Genomic DNA, 16,518 nt, shown 5'->3' with positions numbered 1-16,518 from the left:
GCCTGCAACGGAAGGGGAAGGCACGAGTTGTGTCAGGAACACCGCTTCGCGACCGTCGTAACCTCCGATGGCTCCTACAGGGACTTTCACCCGCCGCACGATCACCGTCCGACCGAAAACCGGTGTAGGAGCGTGGCTTGTCCCGCGATCTGGCGGGAACCGCCAGCAATGGCTGCAAACTCAACAGTCCTGACACCACCAAGGCGTATGGTTCACGACTGCTGCGCAGCCGATCGCGGGACAAGCGACGCTCCTACGGGCAGAAGCAGATTTCCTACACTTTCAGCTCAACGTTTCAGACTTGCGGCGAGGACCTGGCCACGAGCGCCTCGACATCCACCCCTCGCGGCAGCGCGCCGTATACCCGTCCCGGCTGCTCGATACGCCCGGCGATAAACCCGTCGCTGACCACCGCGTTTCCCGCTTCCAGCAGCAACTTGGCCTGCAGCCCGACGGCGATGTCTTCGGTCAACTGTCGCGCGCGGTACTGAATGTCGGAGGTGTCCTTGAACGCCGTCTTCAACTGCTCGATGTGCGCCGCCAGACGCCTGTCCCCGTGACCATCGCCCAGTTCGTCGAACAGCGCATCCAGCACGCCCGGCTCCTTGGACAAGGCCCGCAAGACATCCAGGCACTGCACGTTGCCAGAACCTTCCCATGTCGAGTTGACCGGCGCCTCTCTATACAGGCGCGGCAGGATGGTGTCTTCGACATACCCCGCCCCGCCCATGCATTCAGCCGCTTCGTTGATCATCGCGGGGGCGCGTTTGCAGATCCAGTACTTGCCCACCGCCGTCACCAGCCGGGCAAACCGCGCCTCATGGGCATCGTCCAGACGCTCCAGCGAGCGCCCCATGCGCAGGCTCAGCGCCAACGCCGCTTCGCTTTCCAGCGCCAGGTCGGCGAGTACGTTCTGCATCAACGGCTGCTCGCTGAGCAGACGGCCGCTGACGCTGCGGTGCGCGCAGTGGTGCGCGGCTTGAGTCAGTGCCTGGCGCATCAAGGCGCTGGAACCGGTCATGCAATCGAAGCGAGTCATGGCGACCATTTCAATGATCGTCGGCACCCCGCGCCCTTCCTCACCGACCATCCACGCCAAAGCGCCACGGAACTCGACTTCGCTGGAGGCGTTGGACCAGTTACCCAGTTTGTTCTTCAATCTCTGAATGTAAAACTCGTTACGGGTGTCGTCCGGGCGATGGCGCGGCAGCAGGAAACAGGTCAGCCCTTTGTCGGTCTGCGCCAGCGTGAGGAAGGCGTCGCACATCGGCGCCGAGCAGAACCACTTGTGGCCCACCAGTTCGTAGGCCTGGCCAGGCCCCGGTTGACCCACCGGATACGCCCGCGTGGTGTTCGCACGCACGTCGGTACCACCTTGTTTCTCGGTCATGGCCATGCCAATGGTGGCGCCCGCCTTGTGGGCGATGCCGACGTTACGCGGGTCGTACTGGGTCGCGAGAATCTTGGGCAGCCAGACGTCTGCCAAATCAGGCTGCAGCTTGAGCGCAGGCACACTGGCGAATGTCATGGTCATCGGACAGCCACTGCCCGCTTCGGCTTGCGTGTGCAGGTAACTCATGGACGCGCGGGCGACGTGGGCGCCTTCGCGAGGGTCGGTCCAAGGCAGCGAGGGAATGCCGTGCTCGACGGCGGTTTGCATCAACTGGTGATAGGCGGGATGGAACTCGACCAGATCGATGCGATGGCCGTAACGGTCATGGCTGGCGAACACCGGTTTGTTCTGGTTGGCGAGAAAGCCGGCTTCCATCAATGGCCCACCCGCCAAAGCACCGTACGCATCGATCTTCGACTGCGCCCATCCTGCACCGAACCGCTTCGACCACTCCTGCAACGGCAGGTCGATGCGATACAGGTTGGCGCCCTCCAGTGACGGGGGCTGGTTGGTGACCTCGTGGGTCTCGGCGAACTGATGCAGGTTCATAAGGCGACTCCGGTCCGGCCATTGCGCAGCAAGCGCAGATGAAAGCCAGTGAATCACGCACCCGACGTTGAACAAAGCGCCATAGACGACTAAATAACGGCGCTTTTGCCCTCTTTCGCCCGCACCACATCCAGGCTCAACCTGAACTGGCTGCCATTGCCCGGCTCGGACTGATGGCTCAGTCGCCCGCCCTGCAACTCGATCAACTGCCGACAGATCGCCAGCCCGATGCCCAGGCCGCCGTACTCGCGCGTCATCGAACCGTCCACCTGATAGAAGTTAGCGTAGAGCGTCTCCTCGTCCAGGCGGCTGAAGCCGATACCTGTGTCGATCACATCGACCAGCAGGCGCACGTGATGGGCGTCGGTGCACTGGCCGTTGACGCGAATCCTGATCGAACCCGCCTTGGTGAACTTGACGGCGTTGTCCATCAGGCAATCCAGGCATTGGCGCAGCTTCAACGCATCGCCTTGCAGGCTGTCCGGCAAGTGCTCGGCCAGCTCGACGCTCAACGTCAGTGCCTTGCTGCGCGCAAGGGGTTCGAATGCGCTGCGCACCTGAAACAACAGATGCCGCAGGCTGAAGGCTTCGTTCTGCACACTGATCCGTCCGGCCTGAAGCTCGGTCAGGGTCAGGATGCCGTTCACGATGCCCATCATGTTTTGCGCAGAATCCGCGGCGGTCTGACGATACAACTCGATGTCGTCTTCGGCGCCTTCCATTTGCATCAGTTCCAGCGACCCAATGACGCCGTTCATCGGTGTGCGCAGCTCGTGGGTCAGCGTGGCCAGGAACTCGTCCTTCAACCGGTTACTCACCGCTAGCTGCTGGTTGAGCTTTTCAAGGTCTTTGCTCGACTGCGCCATGATTTGCGCCTGACGCTCGCGCATGGTGTTGATGCGGTCGGCCAACGCCAGCGACAGCAACGCGACCTCCACCACCGAGCCGATCTGGCTGGCGTACATCGTCCAGAAATTGTTCGGCAGATGCCCCAGCAGCATGGTGGCGTTGATCACCCCACCGATGAGAAACGCCGACCAGGCAAAGATGAAATACCGCGCAACCCGACGCCCTTTCAGCCAGGCAACGATGCCGATCAGGAGAATGACAGGCGTGAAGATCAGCACCAATGCCGTGACCAGGCGCAGGGCAATACCGTAATCCATGGTCAGCGACAAGACCATGATCACCGCCGCGCACACCATCATCAGCAACAGCGGGCCATCCATCCAGAAACCGAGCCGGGGCGTCTGCAGGAACTTGCGGGCGAACTGACTGGCAAACAGGATCGCGGCGGCAATCAGGAAGGTCGTGGACGTGTTGGCCCACCACGGATCGTCAGGCCACAGAAACTCGATCCCGGCGCCATTGACCGACACCTGATACAAACCGAAGCAGGTGATATAGAGGATGTAATAGAGGTAGCTGGTGTCCCGCACGCTCAGGTAGATGAACAGGTTGTAGACCAGCATCACCGCCAGCACGCCGTAAATCATCCCGAGGATGTACAACCGCGACGGCTGCTCCTCGATGTACGCGTGGCTGGCCCACAGATTGAGGGGTGCCTGCATCGAGCCATGACTTTCGACGCGCACGTACGCCGTCTTGCTCTGATTGGCCTTCAGGTTCAGGTCGAACAGGTAGTTGTTCTGTTTTATCTGGCGGCTTTGGAACGGCAGCATGTCGCCGGTTTTCCAGGTCAGACTCGGCTGGCCGGTGTCGCTGGCCAGGTAAAGGTCCACGTGATCCATCGGCGGGTAGGCCAGCTCAAGCAGCCAGTCGGCCGATGCCACGGGGTTGGTCGGGCTGTAGGTCAATTGCACCTTCAGCCAGAACGCCGACCGCGAGTAACCGGCGTTGAGCGACCCGGCTTCCAGTGCACGAAATTTTGCGGCGCCCTGGGGCGAGGAAACGTCTTCGATCGTGGCGGTGCCAGTGGGGTCTTCGAAGACCTGAGTCGCAGGGCCCAACGGCAACGACCGGGTGTTTTCGTCGAACTCGACAGCGCCGGCCAGCATCGGCAGCAGCATGAAAAGCAGCGTCAGTAAAAAGCGCATGCAACACCACCCGCTTCATTCTGGGCGGCGTGGTGAATGCCCCATTCCATTGGAGACAACACGATCCTGAGAGGGGCCGACAGGCTTAACGGGCAACGCACTTGCATTCACTCTTCTGGCAGGGACGACGAACTAAGCCAACAGCATAGCGATTGATAGCTAGATGACACCATCTTAATCGTCGCACGCCAAGCTTTCCTTTTCCTTTCAAGACGATCGGCACAGGCATCCCCGAAACCATCGCGCTAGAGCCTTACAGTGCCTGGCCGCGAAAAATCTACGGCCGACCAGCGGCCCGGCAAAAGCTTTAGTGGTAAGCTCGCGCACCATGAATATCTATAGCTCCCGCCCCGTTGTCCTCTGTCTCTCCGGCCACGACCCCAGTGGCGGCGCCGGCTTGCAGGCAGATATCGAAGCCCTGCTCGCACAGGGTTGCCACGCCGCTCCTGCGGTCACGGCCCTGACCGTGCAAGACACCGTGAACGTCACTGACTTCCGGGTCCTTGACCGCGATTGGGTGATGGCTCAAGCCAATGCCGTGCTCAACGACTCGACTGTAGCAGCGGTAAAGCTGGGGATGCTCGGCTCGCTGGAGATGGTGGATACCGTTGTCGAGCTGCTTGAGGCCCATCCGCATCTTCCGCTGGTATGCGATCCGGTGCTGCGCGCCGGTGGCGGCGGACGCCTGGGCAAAGATGAAGTCGGTTATGCGATGCGCGAGCGCCTGCTGCCGCTGGCCACGATTGCCACGCCGAACCTCCCTGAAGCACGCATCCTCGCCGAACTGCCCGAGGGCACGGCCGACGAATGCGCAGAAAAGCTGCTGCCCTTCTGCGAGCACTTGCTGATCACAGGCGGCCACGGCGACGAGCACGAGGTGCACAACCGCCTTTACCTGCGCAACGGCCAGTCGCGGACGTTTACCTGTCAGCGCCTGCCAGGCAGTTATCACGGTTCAGGCTGCACGCTGGCCAGCGCCCTGGCCGGACGCCTGGCGCTCGGCCAAGACGTGATCAGCGCTGTGCAGACCGCGCTGGACTACACTTGGCGCACGTTGCGCGACGCCGAACAACTGGGCAAAGGCCAGTTCGTTCCTCGCCGCCTGCCGCTGGATTTTTGCTCGTAACGCCACGATAAAGAGGCACCTTCATGAAACTACGTGGCTTGTATGCCGTGACCGACAGTCAACTGTTGGCCGGCAAATTCCTGTCTTATGTCGAAGCCGCCCTCGAGGGCGGTGTGACCCTGCTGCAATACCGCGACAAATCCGGCGACGAAACCAAACGCCTGCGCGAAGCCTCGGCGTTGCTCAAACTGTGCGAGCGCTACAAGACCCGCCTGATCATCAACGATGACGCCGAAGTCGCCGCGCGCCTCGGCGTGGGCGTGCACCTGGGTCAGACCGATGGCTCGCTGCCGGACGCCCGCGCGTTGCTCGGCCACAAGGCCATCGTCGGTGCCACCTGCCACGCGCAGCTGGAGCTCGCCGATAAAGCCAAAGCCGATGGCGCGACCTATGTCGCGTTCGGCCGGTTTTTCAACTCCAACACCAAGCCTGGCGCGCCGACCTGTAGCCTCGACCTGCTCGATCAGGCGCGCAAACGCATCCATCTGCCGATTGCCGTCATCGGCGGCATCACCCTGGAAAACGCCGCCCCGCTGGTGGCCCATGGCGCCGACCTGCTGGCCGTGGTGCATGGCCTGTTCGGCGCTGACAGCACCCAGGAAGTGACACGCCGCGCCCGCGCTTTCAACGATTTGTTCAAGTCGGCCTGATCCCTAGTCCGGCCGACCGCACGCCCTCTTATGACCGATTCAAACAGAGACCTCATCATGTCCCGTTCTGAAACCTTGTTCGCCAACGCACAGAAACACATCCCCGGTGGCGTCAACTCGCCGGTTCGCGCCTTCAAAAGCGTCGGCGGCACCCCGTTGTTCTTCAAACATGCCGCGGGCGCCTACGTCACCGACGAAGACGACAAGCGCTATGTGGATTATGTCGGCTCGTGGGGCCCGATGATTCTGGGCCACAGCCACCCGGACGTGCTGGACGCCGTGCGCAAACAGCTGGAACACGGCCTGTCCTACGGCGCGCCAACTGCGATGGAAACCGAGATGGCCGATCTGGTCTGCTCGATCGTGCCGTCAATGGAAATGGTGCGCATGGTCAGCTCCGGCACCGAAGCGACCATGAGCGCAATCCGACTGGCGCGCGGCTACACCGGCCGTGACAGCATCATCAAATTCGAAGGCTGCTACCACGGCCACTCCGACAGCCTGCTGGTCAAAGCCGGTTCCGGCGCACTGACTCAGGGCGTGCCGAGCTCTGCCGGCGTGCCCGCAGCGTTCGCCAAACACACCCTGACCCTGCCGTTCAACGACATCGACGCGGTCAAGGCGATGCTGGCGGAAGTCGGTCAGGAAGTGGCGTGCATCATCGTTGAGCCTGTGGCGGGCAACATGAACTGCGTGCCGCCTGCGCCAGGTTTCCTGCAAGGCCTGCGTGAAGAATGCGACAAGCACGGCGTGGTGCTGATTTTCGACGAAGTGATGACCGGCTTCCGCGTCGCCCTCGGCGGCGCTCAGGCGTACTACGGCGTCAAACCTGACCTGAGCACCTTCGGCAAGATCATCGGCGGCGGCATGCCGGTCGGCTGCTTTGGCGGCAAACGCGAAATCATGTCGCACATCGCGCCGCTCGGGCCGGTCTATCAGGCCGGTACGCTGTCGGGTAACCCGCTGGCGATGGCGGCCGGACTGACCACCTTGCGACTGATCAGCCGTCCTGGTTTCCATGACGAACTGAGCGCCTACACCACGCGCATGCTCGAAGGGCTGCAACAGCGTGCCGACGCGGCGGGCATTCCGTTCGTGACGACACAGGCTGGCGGCATGTTCGGTTTGTATTTCACCGACGCCAAGGCGATCGTCACCTTCCAGGACGTGATGAGCAGCGACGCCGACCGTTTCAAGCGTTTCTTCCATGCGATGCTCGAAGGTGGCGTGTACCTGGCGCCGAGTGCATTCGAAGCGGGCTTCACCTCGATCGCCCATGGCGAAGCAGAGTTGCAGTTGACGCTGGATGCGGCCGAGAAGGCGTTTGCGAAGCTGAAGTAATGAGCCACCGGTGAAACAACGGCTGCTCAAAACTCGTAGGAGCGTGGCTTGTCCCGCGATCTGTCGCGCAGCGACAGCAGAATCGGTGAACGCGGAGTGTCAGAGATAATCGCATCAGTAGGGGTTACTGCCGGTACCCGGCAGATCGCGGGACAAGCCACGCTCCTACAGTTGAATTGCGTTGTTCTCGGGTTATTTTGTTAGATATTTACTTTCGCAGATCGGCCAGACCGCCTGATTACAGGCGAATCAAGCCCGCGCAGCAGAAATTCTGCAAAGACTTTGTAAGGTTGGCCCTGCTTATTTCATAATGCGCAGCCAGCACGTTTAGCTGGACGGGCATGCCCGCACCTTTTTCAGAGGTAAGTCGACTTCCATGAACCGCACCGGCCGCACCCTTGCATTGGGCTGCCTGTTGCTTCTTCATCCCCTGCTGGCGAACGCAGGTGGCAACTCGTTGTTAATCCCAGCGGTGGGTCGTTGCACCCTCAATACCCAGCCAGACAACCTGCCCGCAGCGTTGTCGGCCTGCCAGCAGGCGGCGCAAGGCGGGGATGCGCAGGCACAATACGAGTTGGGACAGTTTTATTACGACGGCAAAAGCACGCCGCGTGACCTCACTCAAGCGCTCAACTATTTCGAACAGGCTTCGTTACAGGGTCATGCACAGGCGCAGTATCAACTGGGTCTGATGTTCTTCCGTGGCGAGGGCGTGCAGGCCAATAACATTCAGGCTTACATCGTGCTGAAGATGGCGGCGGTCAACGGTTCGGAAGATGCACTGGATCAGGCCGACGAAGTGTCGGGGCAGATGAAGAAGGAAGATCTGGAAGTGGCGACTCAAGTATTGGGTCAGATCTTCCGCAAGTACCTGCTTGAACTGCAAACGGCTGAAGGGCGCACGCCGTTTGCGCCGTTTCCTGATAGCGCCAAGCCCTGAGCGGATTCAATTTCGCCTGGCTTGGCGACGAAAGCTCGTCACTCCCGAAATTAGCAAAGCCTCAAAGCAAGAAGGTTTGAGAGCTTATCCATTTTCTCGGGTGGCGCTGAATCACCTTTCCGCCCTTACGGCGGGTCACTTTTTCCAAGAGCCGAAATGTCGGACCACGAAAAAGTAACCAAAAAGGCCCTGCTCCTGGTTTGGCCCTCCTCCGTCGGGTTCCTTCACTCCGGCGACGCTCCGTGGGCCCGCGCCGAACGGGCATCCATGCCCTGACGGCGCTCTCGCGGCATCCATGCCGCTCGACCCACTGCGCATCGCCTGCGTTCAGCCTGCACCCAAGTCGCGATGTGTGTCGTCTGGACTGTCGCGCATGAAAAGCCAGATCAAAACCAGAAGCAGAAACGTCAGGTTGACGCTGTACATGTAGGAGCGCGCTTGCTCTGGGCCGCACTCGGACGATCTACCGCGCAGCGGTAGCAAAATCAGACGACCCGATGATGCCTGACACTCCGCATGCACCGGATTTGCTGCCGGTTCCCGGCAGATCGCGGGCAAGCGCGCTCCTACAATAAAGAGGGGGGTGCGGACGACCGATGCACGAACCCAGAATGCGATGAGCGTTAGCTCCAGCCAGCGTTGCTCTTGTACGCGACGGTCCAGACACCGCCAAACGCGACTTGGGTGCAGGCCAAACGCAGACGACGCGCAGTGGGTCGAGCGGCATGGATGCCGCGAGAGCGCCGTCAGGACATGGATGTCCGTTCGGCGCGGGCCCACGGAGCGTCGTCGGAGTGCGGGAATCCGACGAAGTCGGACCCAACCAGGAGCAAAGCGTTTTTGGTTACTTTTGTCGCTTTTACAAAAGTGACCCGCTGTAAGAGCGGAACCCTAGGTCGCCGTTACCGCAGAAACGGATATTCACACCATCCAAAACCCAAAAACCCAAAAACCTACTTATCAGGCATCGGCATCGGAAACGGCATTACATTCCCGGTCTGACGCGCTTCGCTGATCTTCGCCGTCCCCATCCGCTCGACCTCATCGATGCGCACGATCGAATGCATCGGCACGAAACTGCGCACTACGCCGTCGAACTGCGCCTTCAACTTCTCTTCGCTGGGATCGACCACCACCGTCGTGCGCTCACCAAAGACGAACTCCTCCACCTCCAGGAAGCCCCACAGATCACTCTGATAGATCTGCTTGGCGTACATTTCGTACACCTGTCCCTGGTTGAGAAAAATCACCTTGTAGATTGGAGCTTCGCGTTTGGTCATAACAGGCAGGCAATGATCGGGGTTTGAAAAAGGGCGCGAACTATAGCATGCCGCTCGGTAGACGACGCTAGGAACCCGAGGCCGGGGTCACTATAATGCGCGGTTCTTTGAATCACCTGATGAACCCGCATGGCCAAGAAGCTTTACATCGAAACCCACGGTTGCCAGATGAACGAGTACGACAGCTCGCGCATGGTCGACCTGCTGGGCGAACATCAAGCACTGGAAGTCACCGCTCGCGCGGAAGATGCTGACGTCATCCTGCTCAACACCTGCTCCATCCGCGAGCGGGCGCAGGACCGCGTCTATTCCCAGCTTGGCCGCTGGCGCGAACTGAAACTGGCCAATCCCGACATGGTGATCGCCGTCGGGGGTTGCGTGGCCAGTCAGGAAGGCGCGGCGATTCGTGATCGCGCGCCCTATGTTGACGTGGTTTTCGGCCCGCAGACCCTGCACCGTCTGCCGGACATGATCGACGCCGCGCGTTCGACACGCCTGCCTCAGGTCGACGTGTCATTCCCTGAAATCGAGAAGTTCGACCATTTGCCCGAGCCACGCGTCGATGGTCCGAGTGCGTATGTGTCGGTGATGGAAGGCTGCAGCAAGTACTGCACGTTCTGCGTAGTGCCCTACACCCGTGGCGAAGAAGTCAGCCGCCCGTTCGATGACGTCATCACCGAGGTTTTCCATCTGGCGGAAAACGGCGTGCGGGAAGTGACGCTGCTGGGCCAGAACGTCAACGGTTATCGCGGCACGACCCACGACGGTCGCGTTGCGGACCTGGCTGAGCTGATTCGCGTTGTCGCGGCCATCGACGGCATCGACCGTATCCGCTACACGACCTCGCACCCGCTGGAGTTTTCGGACAGCCTGATCCAGGCCCACGCCGAAGTCCCCGAACTGGTGAAACACCTGCACTTGCCGGTGCAATCGGGCTCGGACCGTATTCTGGCAGCGATGAAACGCAATCACACGGTGCTCGAGTACAAGTCACGCCTGCGCAAGCTGCGCGCGGCGGTGCCCGACATCTGCATCAGCTCGGACTTCATCGTCGGCTTTCCCGGTGAAACCGAGAAGGACCACCAGCAGACCATGAAGCTGGTCGAAGACGTCGGCATGGACTTCTCGTTTTCCTTTGTTTACAGCGCCCGCCCAGGCACGCCCGCGGCAGACCTCGCCGACGACACCTCGGAAGAGGTGAAGAAGGAGCGACTGAAGCAGCTGCAGGACCTGATCAACCGCCAGGGCTTCGAAATCAGCCGCAAGATGGCAGGCACCGTGCAGCGCATTCTGGTGACCGACTACTCGAAGAAGGACCCGGGCGAGCTGCAAGGCCGTACCGAGAACAACCGCATCGTCAACTTCCGCTGCGACAACCCGAAGCTGATCGGCCAGTTCGCCGACGTCTACATCGACAGCGCTCAACCGCACTCGCTGCGCGGGTCGTTGTTGCAATAAGCCCGGCCGTCCCCATGTAAGGAAGACCCGCTGCCCTTGTAGGAGCGCGCTTGCCCGCGATTGCAGTGTGTCAGTCACCACACATTTGTCAGACAGATAGCATTCGTCCGGATGCGGCCCAGACCAAGCGCGCTCCTACAGGTCCTGCAGCGAACGCTTATCCAACCATTAGTAAGTGAGCCCTTTCGGACACCGTCCGCAGGGGTTATCCTTCCTTTCACCTTTATTGCCGTCGGGCGGCTAAAAACCACTTTGAACGCACCTATCGAACCACATCGTTTCAGCCTCGAACCTATCGAGGCCCACCGCTTCGCCAATCTGTGCGGGCAATTCGACGAGCATTTGCGCCTGATCGAACAGCGCCTGGACATCGAGATCCGCAATCGCGGAGGCCAGTTCGAGATGATCGGTGAGCGAAAACAAACCACTTCGGCAGAAAACCTCCTGCGCCGACTGTACCGGGAAACCAAAAGTACCGAGCTGTCGCCAGACATGGTGCATCTGTTCCTGCAGGAGTCCGGCGTTGAAGAGCTGGATAACCACCCTGCCGCCGAAGTCGGCGTAGCCCTGCGTACCAAGAAAGGCATGATTCGCCCTCGCGGCCTGAATCAGCAGCGGTACGTGAAGGAAATCCTCGCCAACGACATCAACTTCGGCATCGGGCCAGCCGGCACCGGCAAGACCTACCTTGCCGTGGCTGCCGCTGTCGACGCGCTGGAGCGCGAGCAGATCCGCCGCATCCTGCTGGTGCGTCCGGCGGTTGAAGCGGGTGAGAAGCTCGGGTTCCTGCCCGGCGATCTGGCGCAGAAGATCGACCCTTACCTGCGACCGCTCTACGACGCGCTGTACGAGATGCTGGGCTTCGAATACGTGGCCAAGCTGATCGAGAAACAGGTCATCGAAGTCGCGCCGCTGGCCTACATGCGTGGCCGGACCCTTAATAACAGCTTCATCATTCTCGACGAGAGTCAGAACACCACTGTCGAGCAGATGAAGATGTTCCTGACCCGTATCGGCTTCGGCTCAACGGCCGTGATCACCGGTGACATCACCCAGATCGACCTGCCCAAAGGCACGAAATCCGGCCTGAATCACGTCATCGAAGTGCTCAAGGACGTTCCCGGCATCAGCTTCACCCACTTCAAGCCCAAAGACGTTGTGCGCCACCCGCTGGTGCAGCGCATTGTCGAGGCGTACGAGCGCTTCGAAGAGCGCAACGATCAGGACGGCTCACGGGACAACCGCCGCGATGCTTGAGCTGGATCTGCAGGTCGCCAGTCAAGCCAGCGCGCCGAGCGAAGCCCAATTCCGCCTCTGGTGTGAAATGGGCCTGCGCCCGCGCTCGGCGGATTCAGAAATGACCATCCGGCTGGTCGACGAAGCCGAGGGCCGGGAACTGAATCACACGTGGCGTCACAAAGACTACGCCACCAACGTGCTGTCGTTTCCCGCCGATGTCCCCGATGAACTCCTGGATATCCCGTTACTGGGCGATCTGGTGATCTGCGTCCCTGTCGTGGCCCGCGAGGCCGCCGAACAGGGCAAGGCACTGGACGCGCACTGGGCGCATTTGGTGATTCACGGCTGCCTGCATTTGTTGGGCTACGATCACATCGACGATGACGAAGCCGAAGAGATGGAAGCACTGGAACGAGAGTTGCTTGCAGAGTTGGGCTATCCCGACCCCTACGCCGACGATGAACGCGTCGACACCCCAAACACAGAAACACCAGGCAAGGACCACGAGTAAGGGCTATGAGCGAAGACCGATCGAGCAACGGGCAAAAGTCATGGTTGGGCAAACTGACCCAGGCATTTGCCCATGAGCCGAAAAACCGCCAGGAGCTGCTAGAGCTGCTGCGCGAAGCCCATCAAAACAAGCTGCTGGACAGCGAAGCCCTGGCCATCGTCGAAGGCGCCATTCAGGTCGCAGACCTGCAGGTGCGCGACATCATGGTGCCGCGCTCCCAGATGATCAGCATCAAGGCCAGCCAAAGCCCTCGTGAATTCCTGCCGGCGGTCATCGACTCCGCGCACTCGCGCTACCCGGTGATTGGTGAAAGCCACGACGACGTGCTGGGCGTCCTGCTCGCCAAAGACCTGCTGCCATTGATCCTCAAGGACAACGGCGGCGCTGGCGACGTCAAGAACCTGCTGCGTCCGGCGACGTTCGTGCCGGAATCCAAACGCCTCAACGTGCTGCTGCGTGAGTTCCGTGCCAACCACAACCACATGGCCATCGTCATCGACGAATACGGCGGCGTGGCGGGTCTGGTGACGATCGAAGACGTGCTGGAGCAGATCGTCGGCGACATCGAGGACGAACACGACGTCGAGGAAGACAGCTACATCAAGCCGTTGCCAAGCGGCGACTTCCTGGTCAAGGCGCTGACGCCGATCGAAAGCTTCAACGAGTTCTTCGACAGCGAATTCTCCGACGACGAATTCGACACCGTCGGCGGTCTGGTGATGAATGCGTTCGGGCATCTGCCCAAGCGTAACGAAATCACCGAAATCGGCGCGTATCGTTTCCGCATCCTGAATGCCGACAGCCGTCGTATTCACCTGCTGCGCCTGAGCCCGATCTCCCGCTCGTAACGTCGTATCCCTTAATAAGGAATGTAAATGCGCTGGATCACCCGCCCCGGCTGGCCCGGTAACCTGCTGGCCATGGTGGCCGGCGCGCTGATCACCCTGGCGTTGGCGCCGTTCGATATCTGGCCACTGGCGATCGTTGCGCTGGTGGTTTTTTATCTCGGGCTGCGTGACCTCAAGCCCCGCCAGGCTCTGTGGCGTGGCTGGTCTTACGGTTTCGGCCTGTTCGGCGGCGGCACCAGCTGGATCTACGTGAGCATTCACACGTACGGTGAAGCACCGGTCTGGCTCGCCGTTTTCCTTATGGTGCTGTTCTGCGCTTCCGTTGCCTTCTTCTTCGCCCTGCCCGCCTGGCTGTGGGCACGCTGGATCCGCCGCAATGAAGCGCCGCTGGCCGATGCGCTGGCGTTTGCTGCGCTGTGGTTTGGTCAGGAAATGTTTCGTGGCTGGTTTCTGACCGGTTTCCCGTGGCTGTACTCCGGTTACAGCCAGCTTGACGGGCCGCTCAAAGGCCTCGCCCCGCTCGGCGGCATGTGGCTGATCTCCTTCAGTCTGGCGCTGACCGCAGCGCTGCTGTGCAATCTGCACCGCTTGCGCGCACGTAAAAGTTTTCTGGCGACCGCCATTGTTCTACTGCTGGCACCGTGGGTGATCGGCCTGGCACTCAAGCACCACGCCTGGACCGAACCGTCGGGCGAGCCGCTGAAGGTCGCGGCCATGCAAGGCAACGTCGAGCAAAGCATGAAGTGGGACCCGGCGGCGCTGAATGCCCAGCTCGCGCTTTATCGGGACATGACGTTTACCGCACAAAAAGCCGATTTGATCATCTGGCCGGAAACAGCCGTGCCCGTCCTCAAAGAGTCGGTCGAAGGCTACCTGTCGGTGATGGGGAAATTCGCAGCCGAACGCAACTCGGCATTGATCACGGGCGTCCCTTTGCGTCAGAAAGGTGGCCGTGGCGAGTACCGCTACTACAACGCGATTACGGTCGTCGGGGAAGGCGACGGCACTTACCTGAAACAGAAGCTGGTCCCCTTCGGCGAGTACGTGCCCTTGCAGGACCTGCTGCGCGGGCTGATCACCTTCTTCAACCTGCCGATGTCGGACTTCGCGCGCGGCCCTGCCGAGCAGCCACTGCTGCAGGCCAAGGGGTATCAGATCGCGCCGTTCATTTGCTATGAAGTGGTGTATCCAGAATTCGCGGCCAGTCTGTCGGCACAAAGCGATCTGTTGCTGACGGTGAGCAACGACACCTGGTTCGGCACGTCCATCGGGCCTTTGCAGCACCTTCAGATGGCGCAGATGCGGGCACTGGAAGCCGGCCGCTGGATGATTCGAGCGACCAACAATGGCGTCAGTGCGCTGATCGACCCGTTCGGCAGGATCACCACCACCGTGCCGCAATTCGAGCGAGCGGTGATGTACGGCGAAGTCACGCCCATGCACAACCTGACGCCTTACCTGCACTGGCGTTCGTGGCCGCTGATCATTGTGTCGGTGCTGCTGATTGGCTGGGCGCTGGTGGCGAGCCGGATTGCCAAGACGGTTTAACAGGCTCGCAGCGACGAAAATCATCTGTGGGAGCGAATTCATTCGCGATGCGTTTGTACATCCAATCAAAATCTGTCGGATGTAACGCCACTTCGCGAATGAATTCGCTCCCACAGTTGAATCCGACTCGTCAGCCAGATCATCGGTAAAACAACCGATACCCCACCAGCCCCGCCACTTCGTTCAACAGCTGGCCGCTCTGCCAGACCGCCTTCGATTCGGGCATCCAGCCGCCAAACGGCCGCGCGTTGTCCACGCTCAAAAAACCGACTGGCGCCGGGACCACGCTGAATCCGGCCTTTTCGAAACTCCACACCGAACGCGGCATGTGCCAGGCCTGGGTCACCACCACCACGCGCTTGATCCCTTGTGGCAGCAGGATCGCGGCGGTCATGTTGGCGTTTTCCCACGTCGTGCGGCTCTCGCCCTCCTGCCAACGCACATTTACGCCGAAGTCATCACGCAACGAATCGGCCATGATCGCCGCCTCACTGGGCGGCTCACCGTAATGCAGCCCGCCCGTCGTCAGAATCGGCAAGCCGGATGCCTTCGAAAGCCTTGCTGCAAACCGCATTCGCTCCAGCGCCACGCCCGTGGGGATATCGCGGTCCCACGTCGGATCGTTTCGCTCTCGCCCGGCCCCCAGCACCACGATGGCGTCCGCGCGCTGGGCCAAAGTGGTCCATTGATCCTGTGGCAACGGCGGGATGCTTTCGATGCCCCGCGCCGACCACTGCACCACCACCGGCAGGCTCATGGACAACATGCCGACAAACCCGATCACAAACAGCGCGCGCGCCAACCGTGGCCTGCGACTTCTCAGCCACCAGGCAAGCACTAGAAGAAGCAGGAAAATACCGGGCGGCAACAACAGGTTTTTGATGAAGTAACGAAAAGGCATCGGGCATCTCCAGAAGATGCCCGAAGCCTAAAAGGATTGACGCTAAGCAACAATGCTTAATCAGACGGGGTTAATACCCGTGAAGGTTAACGCTTGAAATGCTTACTGGAACTGTAACGACTCAACTTTGCCGACACTTTGGCGCGACGCTGATCCTTCAGCCAGATGACATTGGCTAGAGGGTGCGGGGCGCGCATCGGCTCCGAAGGCTCCCGTGAAGTGCTGGAACTCCCCTTCTTTGTGTTCAGTGAATCCTCTTTTACAACGATATTCTTCGTATCCGGACAGGCATCCAGATACGCCTCGATCAACTGGAATTCGGCTTGGCTCAATCCACGCAACTCCAGTTCAACGGGGTATTCATTGCGAAGCCGGACTGATGTTTTCGCCATGTCCAGAGCAAGCCCCAGACGATCAATCAAACGGTCATACAGATCAGGTTTCTTTACTTGGTGCCGCAGCTCTGCCATCCGTTCACCTCACTGAAGATAGACACATACCCTCGTAATTGAGCTTAGCGGCACTGCAAAAACAGGCGCGATGCCGCGACCAACGGCGGCTAGCGGGGCTTATGCGGTTATCAACGGCACAATCTTGGTTTCCCTCGATCCTTCGGCCTCATGTATGCTACGGCGCTTTCCTGTAATTCCACTTCGGCTCACTCGGACCCGAATGCA

14 protein-coding genes are annotated in these 16,518 nt (G+C 60.5%); 9 read left to right on the top strand and 5 right to left on the bottom strand.

Annotated features, from left to right (window positions below):
- Positions 1–295: 295 nt before the first annotated feature.
- Both AB4N84_RS14115 and AB4N84_RS14110 read right to left on the bottom strand, forming a co-directional pair.
- The gene (locus AB4N84_RS14115) at positions 296–1,942 is read right to left on the bottom strand and encodes an acyl-CoA dehydrogenase family protein (RefSeq protein ID WP_460046769.1); all 1,647 of its coding nucleotides are present in this window, start codon (positions 1,940–1,942) and stop codon (positions 296–298) included.
- A gap of 89 nt (positions 1,943–2,031) precedes the next feature.
- Positions 2,032–3,999, bottom strand: a complete 1,968-nt coding sequence (locus tag AB4N84_RS14110) for a sensor histidine kinase (protein ID WP_460046767.1) — start codon at positions 3,997–3,999, stop codon at positions 2,032–2,034.
- A 328-nt stretch (positions 4,000–4,327) separates the two neighbouring features.
- Here AB4N84_RS14110 and AB4N84_RS14105 point away from each other — a divergent pair, with 328 nt between their 5' ends.
- The 4 genes from AB4N84_RS14105 (at position 4,328) to AB4N84_RS14090 (ending at position 8,056) form a co-directional block, all read left to right on the top strand.
- Positions 4,328–5,125, top strand: coding sequence for a hydroxymethylpyrimidine/phosphomethylpyrimidine kinase (locus AB4N84_RS14105; protein WP_074757048.1), 798 nt, complete (start codon positions 4,328–4,330; stop codon positions 5,123–5,125).
- Positions 5,126–5,148: 23 nt separating this feature from the next.
- The gene (gene thiE, locus AB4N84_RS14100; RefSeq protein ID WP_074757046.1) at positions 5,149–5,775 is read left to right on the top strand and encodes a thiamine phosphate synthase; all 627 of its coding nucleotides are present in this window, start codon (positions 5,149–5,151) and stop codon (positions 5,773–5,775) included.
- 57 nt (positions 5,776–5,832) lie between these two features.
- Positions 5,833–7,116 (top strand): glutamate-1-semialdehyde 2,1-aminomutase, encoded by a 1,284-nt coding sequence (gene hemL / locus AB4N84_RS14095; protein ID WP_460046765.1) that lies wholly within the window; start codon positions 5,833–5,835, stop codon positions 7,114–7,116.
- A gap of 376 nt (positions 7,117–7,492) precedes the next feature.
- Entirely contained in the window at positions 7,493–8,056 is a 564-nt protein-coding gene (locus AB4N84_RS14090) for a tetratricopeptide repeat protein (RefSeq protein WP_074757042.1), read from the top strand.
- 953 nt (positions 8,057–9,009) lie between these two features.
- Here the strand turns inward: AB4N84_RS14090 and AB4N84_RS14085 are convergent.
- Positions 9,010–9,336 carry a DUF1820 family protein gene (locus AB4N84_RS14085; RefSeq protein ID WP_062384926.1) on the bottom strand — a complete coding sequence of 109 codons (327 nt, stop codon included), beginning with the start codon at positions 9,334–9,336 and terminating at the stop codon, positions 9,010–9,012.
- 129 nt (positions 9,337–9,465) lie between these two features.
- Here AB4N84_RS14085 and miaB point away from each other — a divergent pair, with 129 nt between their 5' ends.
- The 5 genes from miaB to lnt all read left to right on the top strand — a co-directional run bounded on the left by miaB (position 9,466) and on the right by lnt (position 14,940).
- The gene (gene miaB / locus AB4N84_RS14080) at positions 9,466–10,794 is read left to right on the top strand and encodes a tRNA (N6-isopentenyl adenosine(37)-C2)-methylthiotransferase MiaB (protein WP_074757040.1); all 1,329 of its coding nucleotides are present in this window, start codon (positions 9,466–9,468) and stop codon (positions 10,792–10,794) included.
- 252 nt (positions 10,795–11,046) lie between these two features.
- Positions 11,047–12,051 (top strand): PhoH family protein, encoded by a 1,005-nt coding sequence (locus AB4N84_RS14075; protein WP_074757038.1) that lies wholly within the window; start codon positions 11,047–11,049, stop codon positions 12,049–12,051.
- Positions 12,044–12,544 carry an rRNA maturation RNase YbeY gene (gene ybeY / locus AB4N84_RS14070; protein ID WP_460046764.1) on the top strand — a complete coding sequence of 167 codons (501 nt, stop codon included), beginning with the start codon at positions 12,044–12,046 and terminating at the stop codon, positions 12,542–12,544. The genes AB4N84_RS14075 and ybeY overlap by 8 nt, the downstream gene beginning before the upstream one ends.
- Positions 12,545–12,549: 5 nt before the next feature.
- Positions 12,550–13,392 carry an HlyC/CorC family transporter gene (locus AB4N84_RS14065; protein WP_074757034.1) on the top strand — a complete coding sequence of 281 codons (843 nt, stop codon included), beginning with the start codon at positions 12,550–12,552 and terminating at the stop codon, positions 13,390–13,392.
- A gap of 27 nt (positions 13,393–13,419) precedes the next feature.
- Entirely contained in the window at positions 13,420–14,940 is a 1,521-nt protein-coding gene (gene lnt, locus AB4N84_RS14060; RefSeq protein ID WP_460046763.1) for an apolipoprotein N-acyltransferase, read from the top strand.
- 139 nt (positions 14,941–15,079) lie between these two features.
- Here the strand turns inward: lnt and AB4N84_RS14055 are convergent, their stop codons facing one another.
- Both AB4N84_RS14055 and AB4N84_RS14050 read right to left on the bottom strand, forming a co-directional pair.
- Positions 15,080–15,841, bottom strand: coding sequence for a YdcF family protein (locus tag AB4N84_RS14055; protein WP_460046761.1), 762 nt, complete (start codon positions 15,839–15,841; stop codon positions 15,080–15,082).
- A gap of 86 nt (positions 15,842–15,927) precedes the next feature.
- Positions 15,928–16,311 (bottom strand): hypothetical protein, encoded by a 384-nt coding sequence (locus tag AB4N84_RS14050; RefSeq protein ID WP_074757028.1) that lies wholly within the window; start codon positions 16,309–16,311, stop codon positions 15,928–15,930.
- Positions 16,312–16,518: the final 207 nt, after the last annotated feature.

The sequence above is a fragment of the Pseudomonas sp. S2_H01 genome (genome assembly GCF_054668305.1).
The sequence above is the reverse complement of the archived record's forward strand: the minus strand, read 5'-3'. Positions and strand labels throughout refer to the sequence as shown.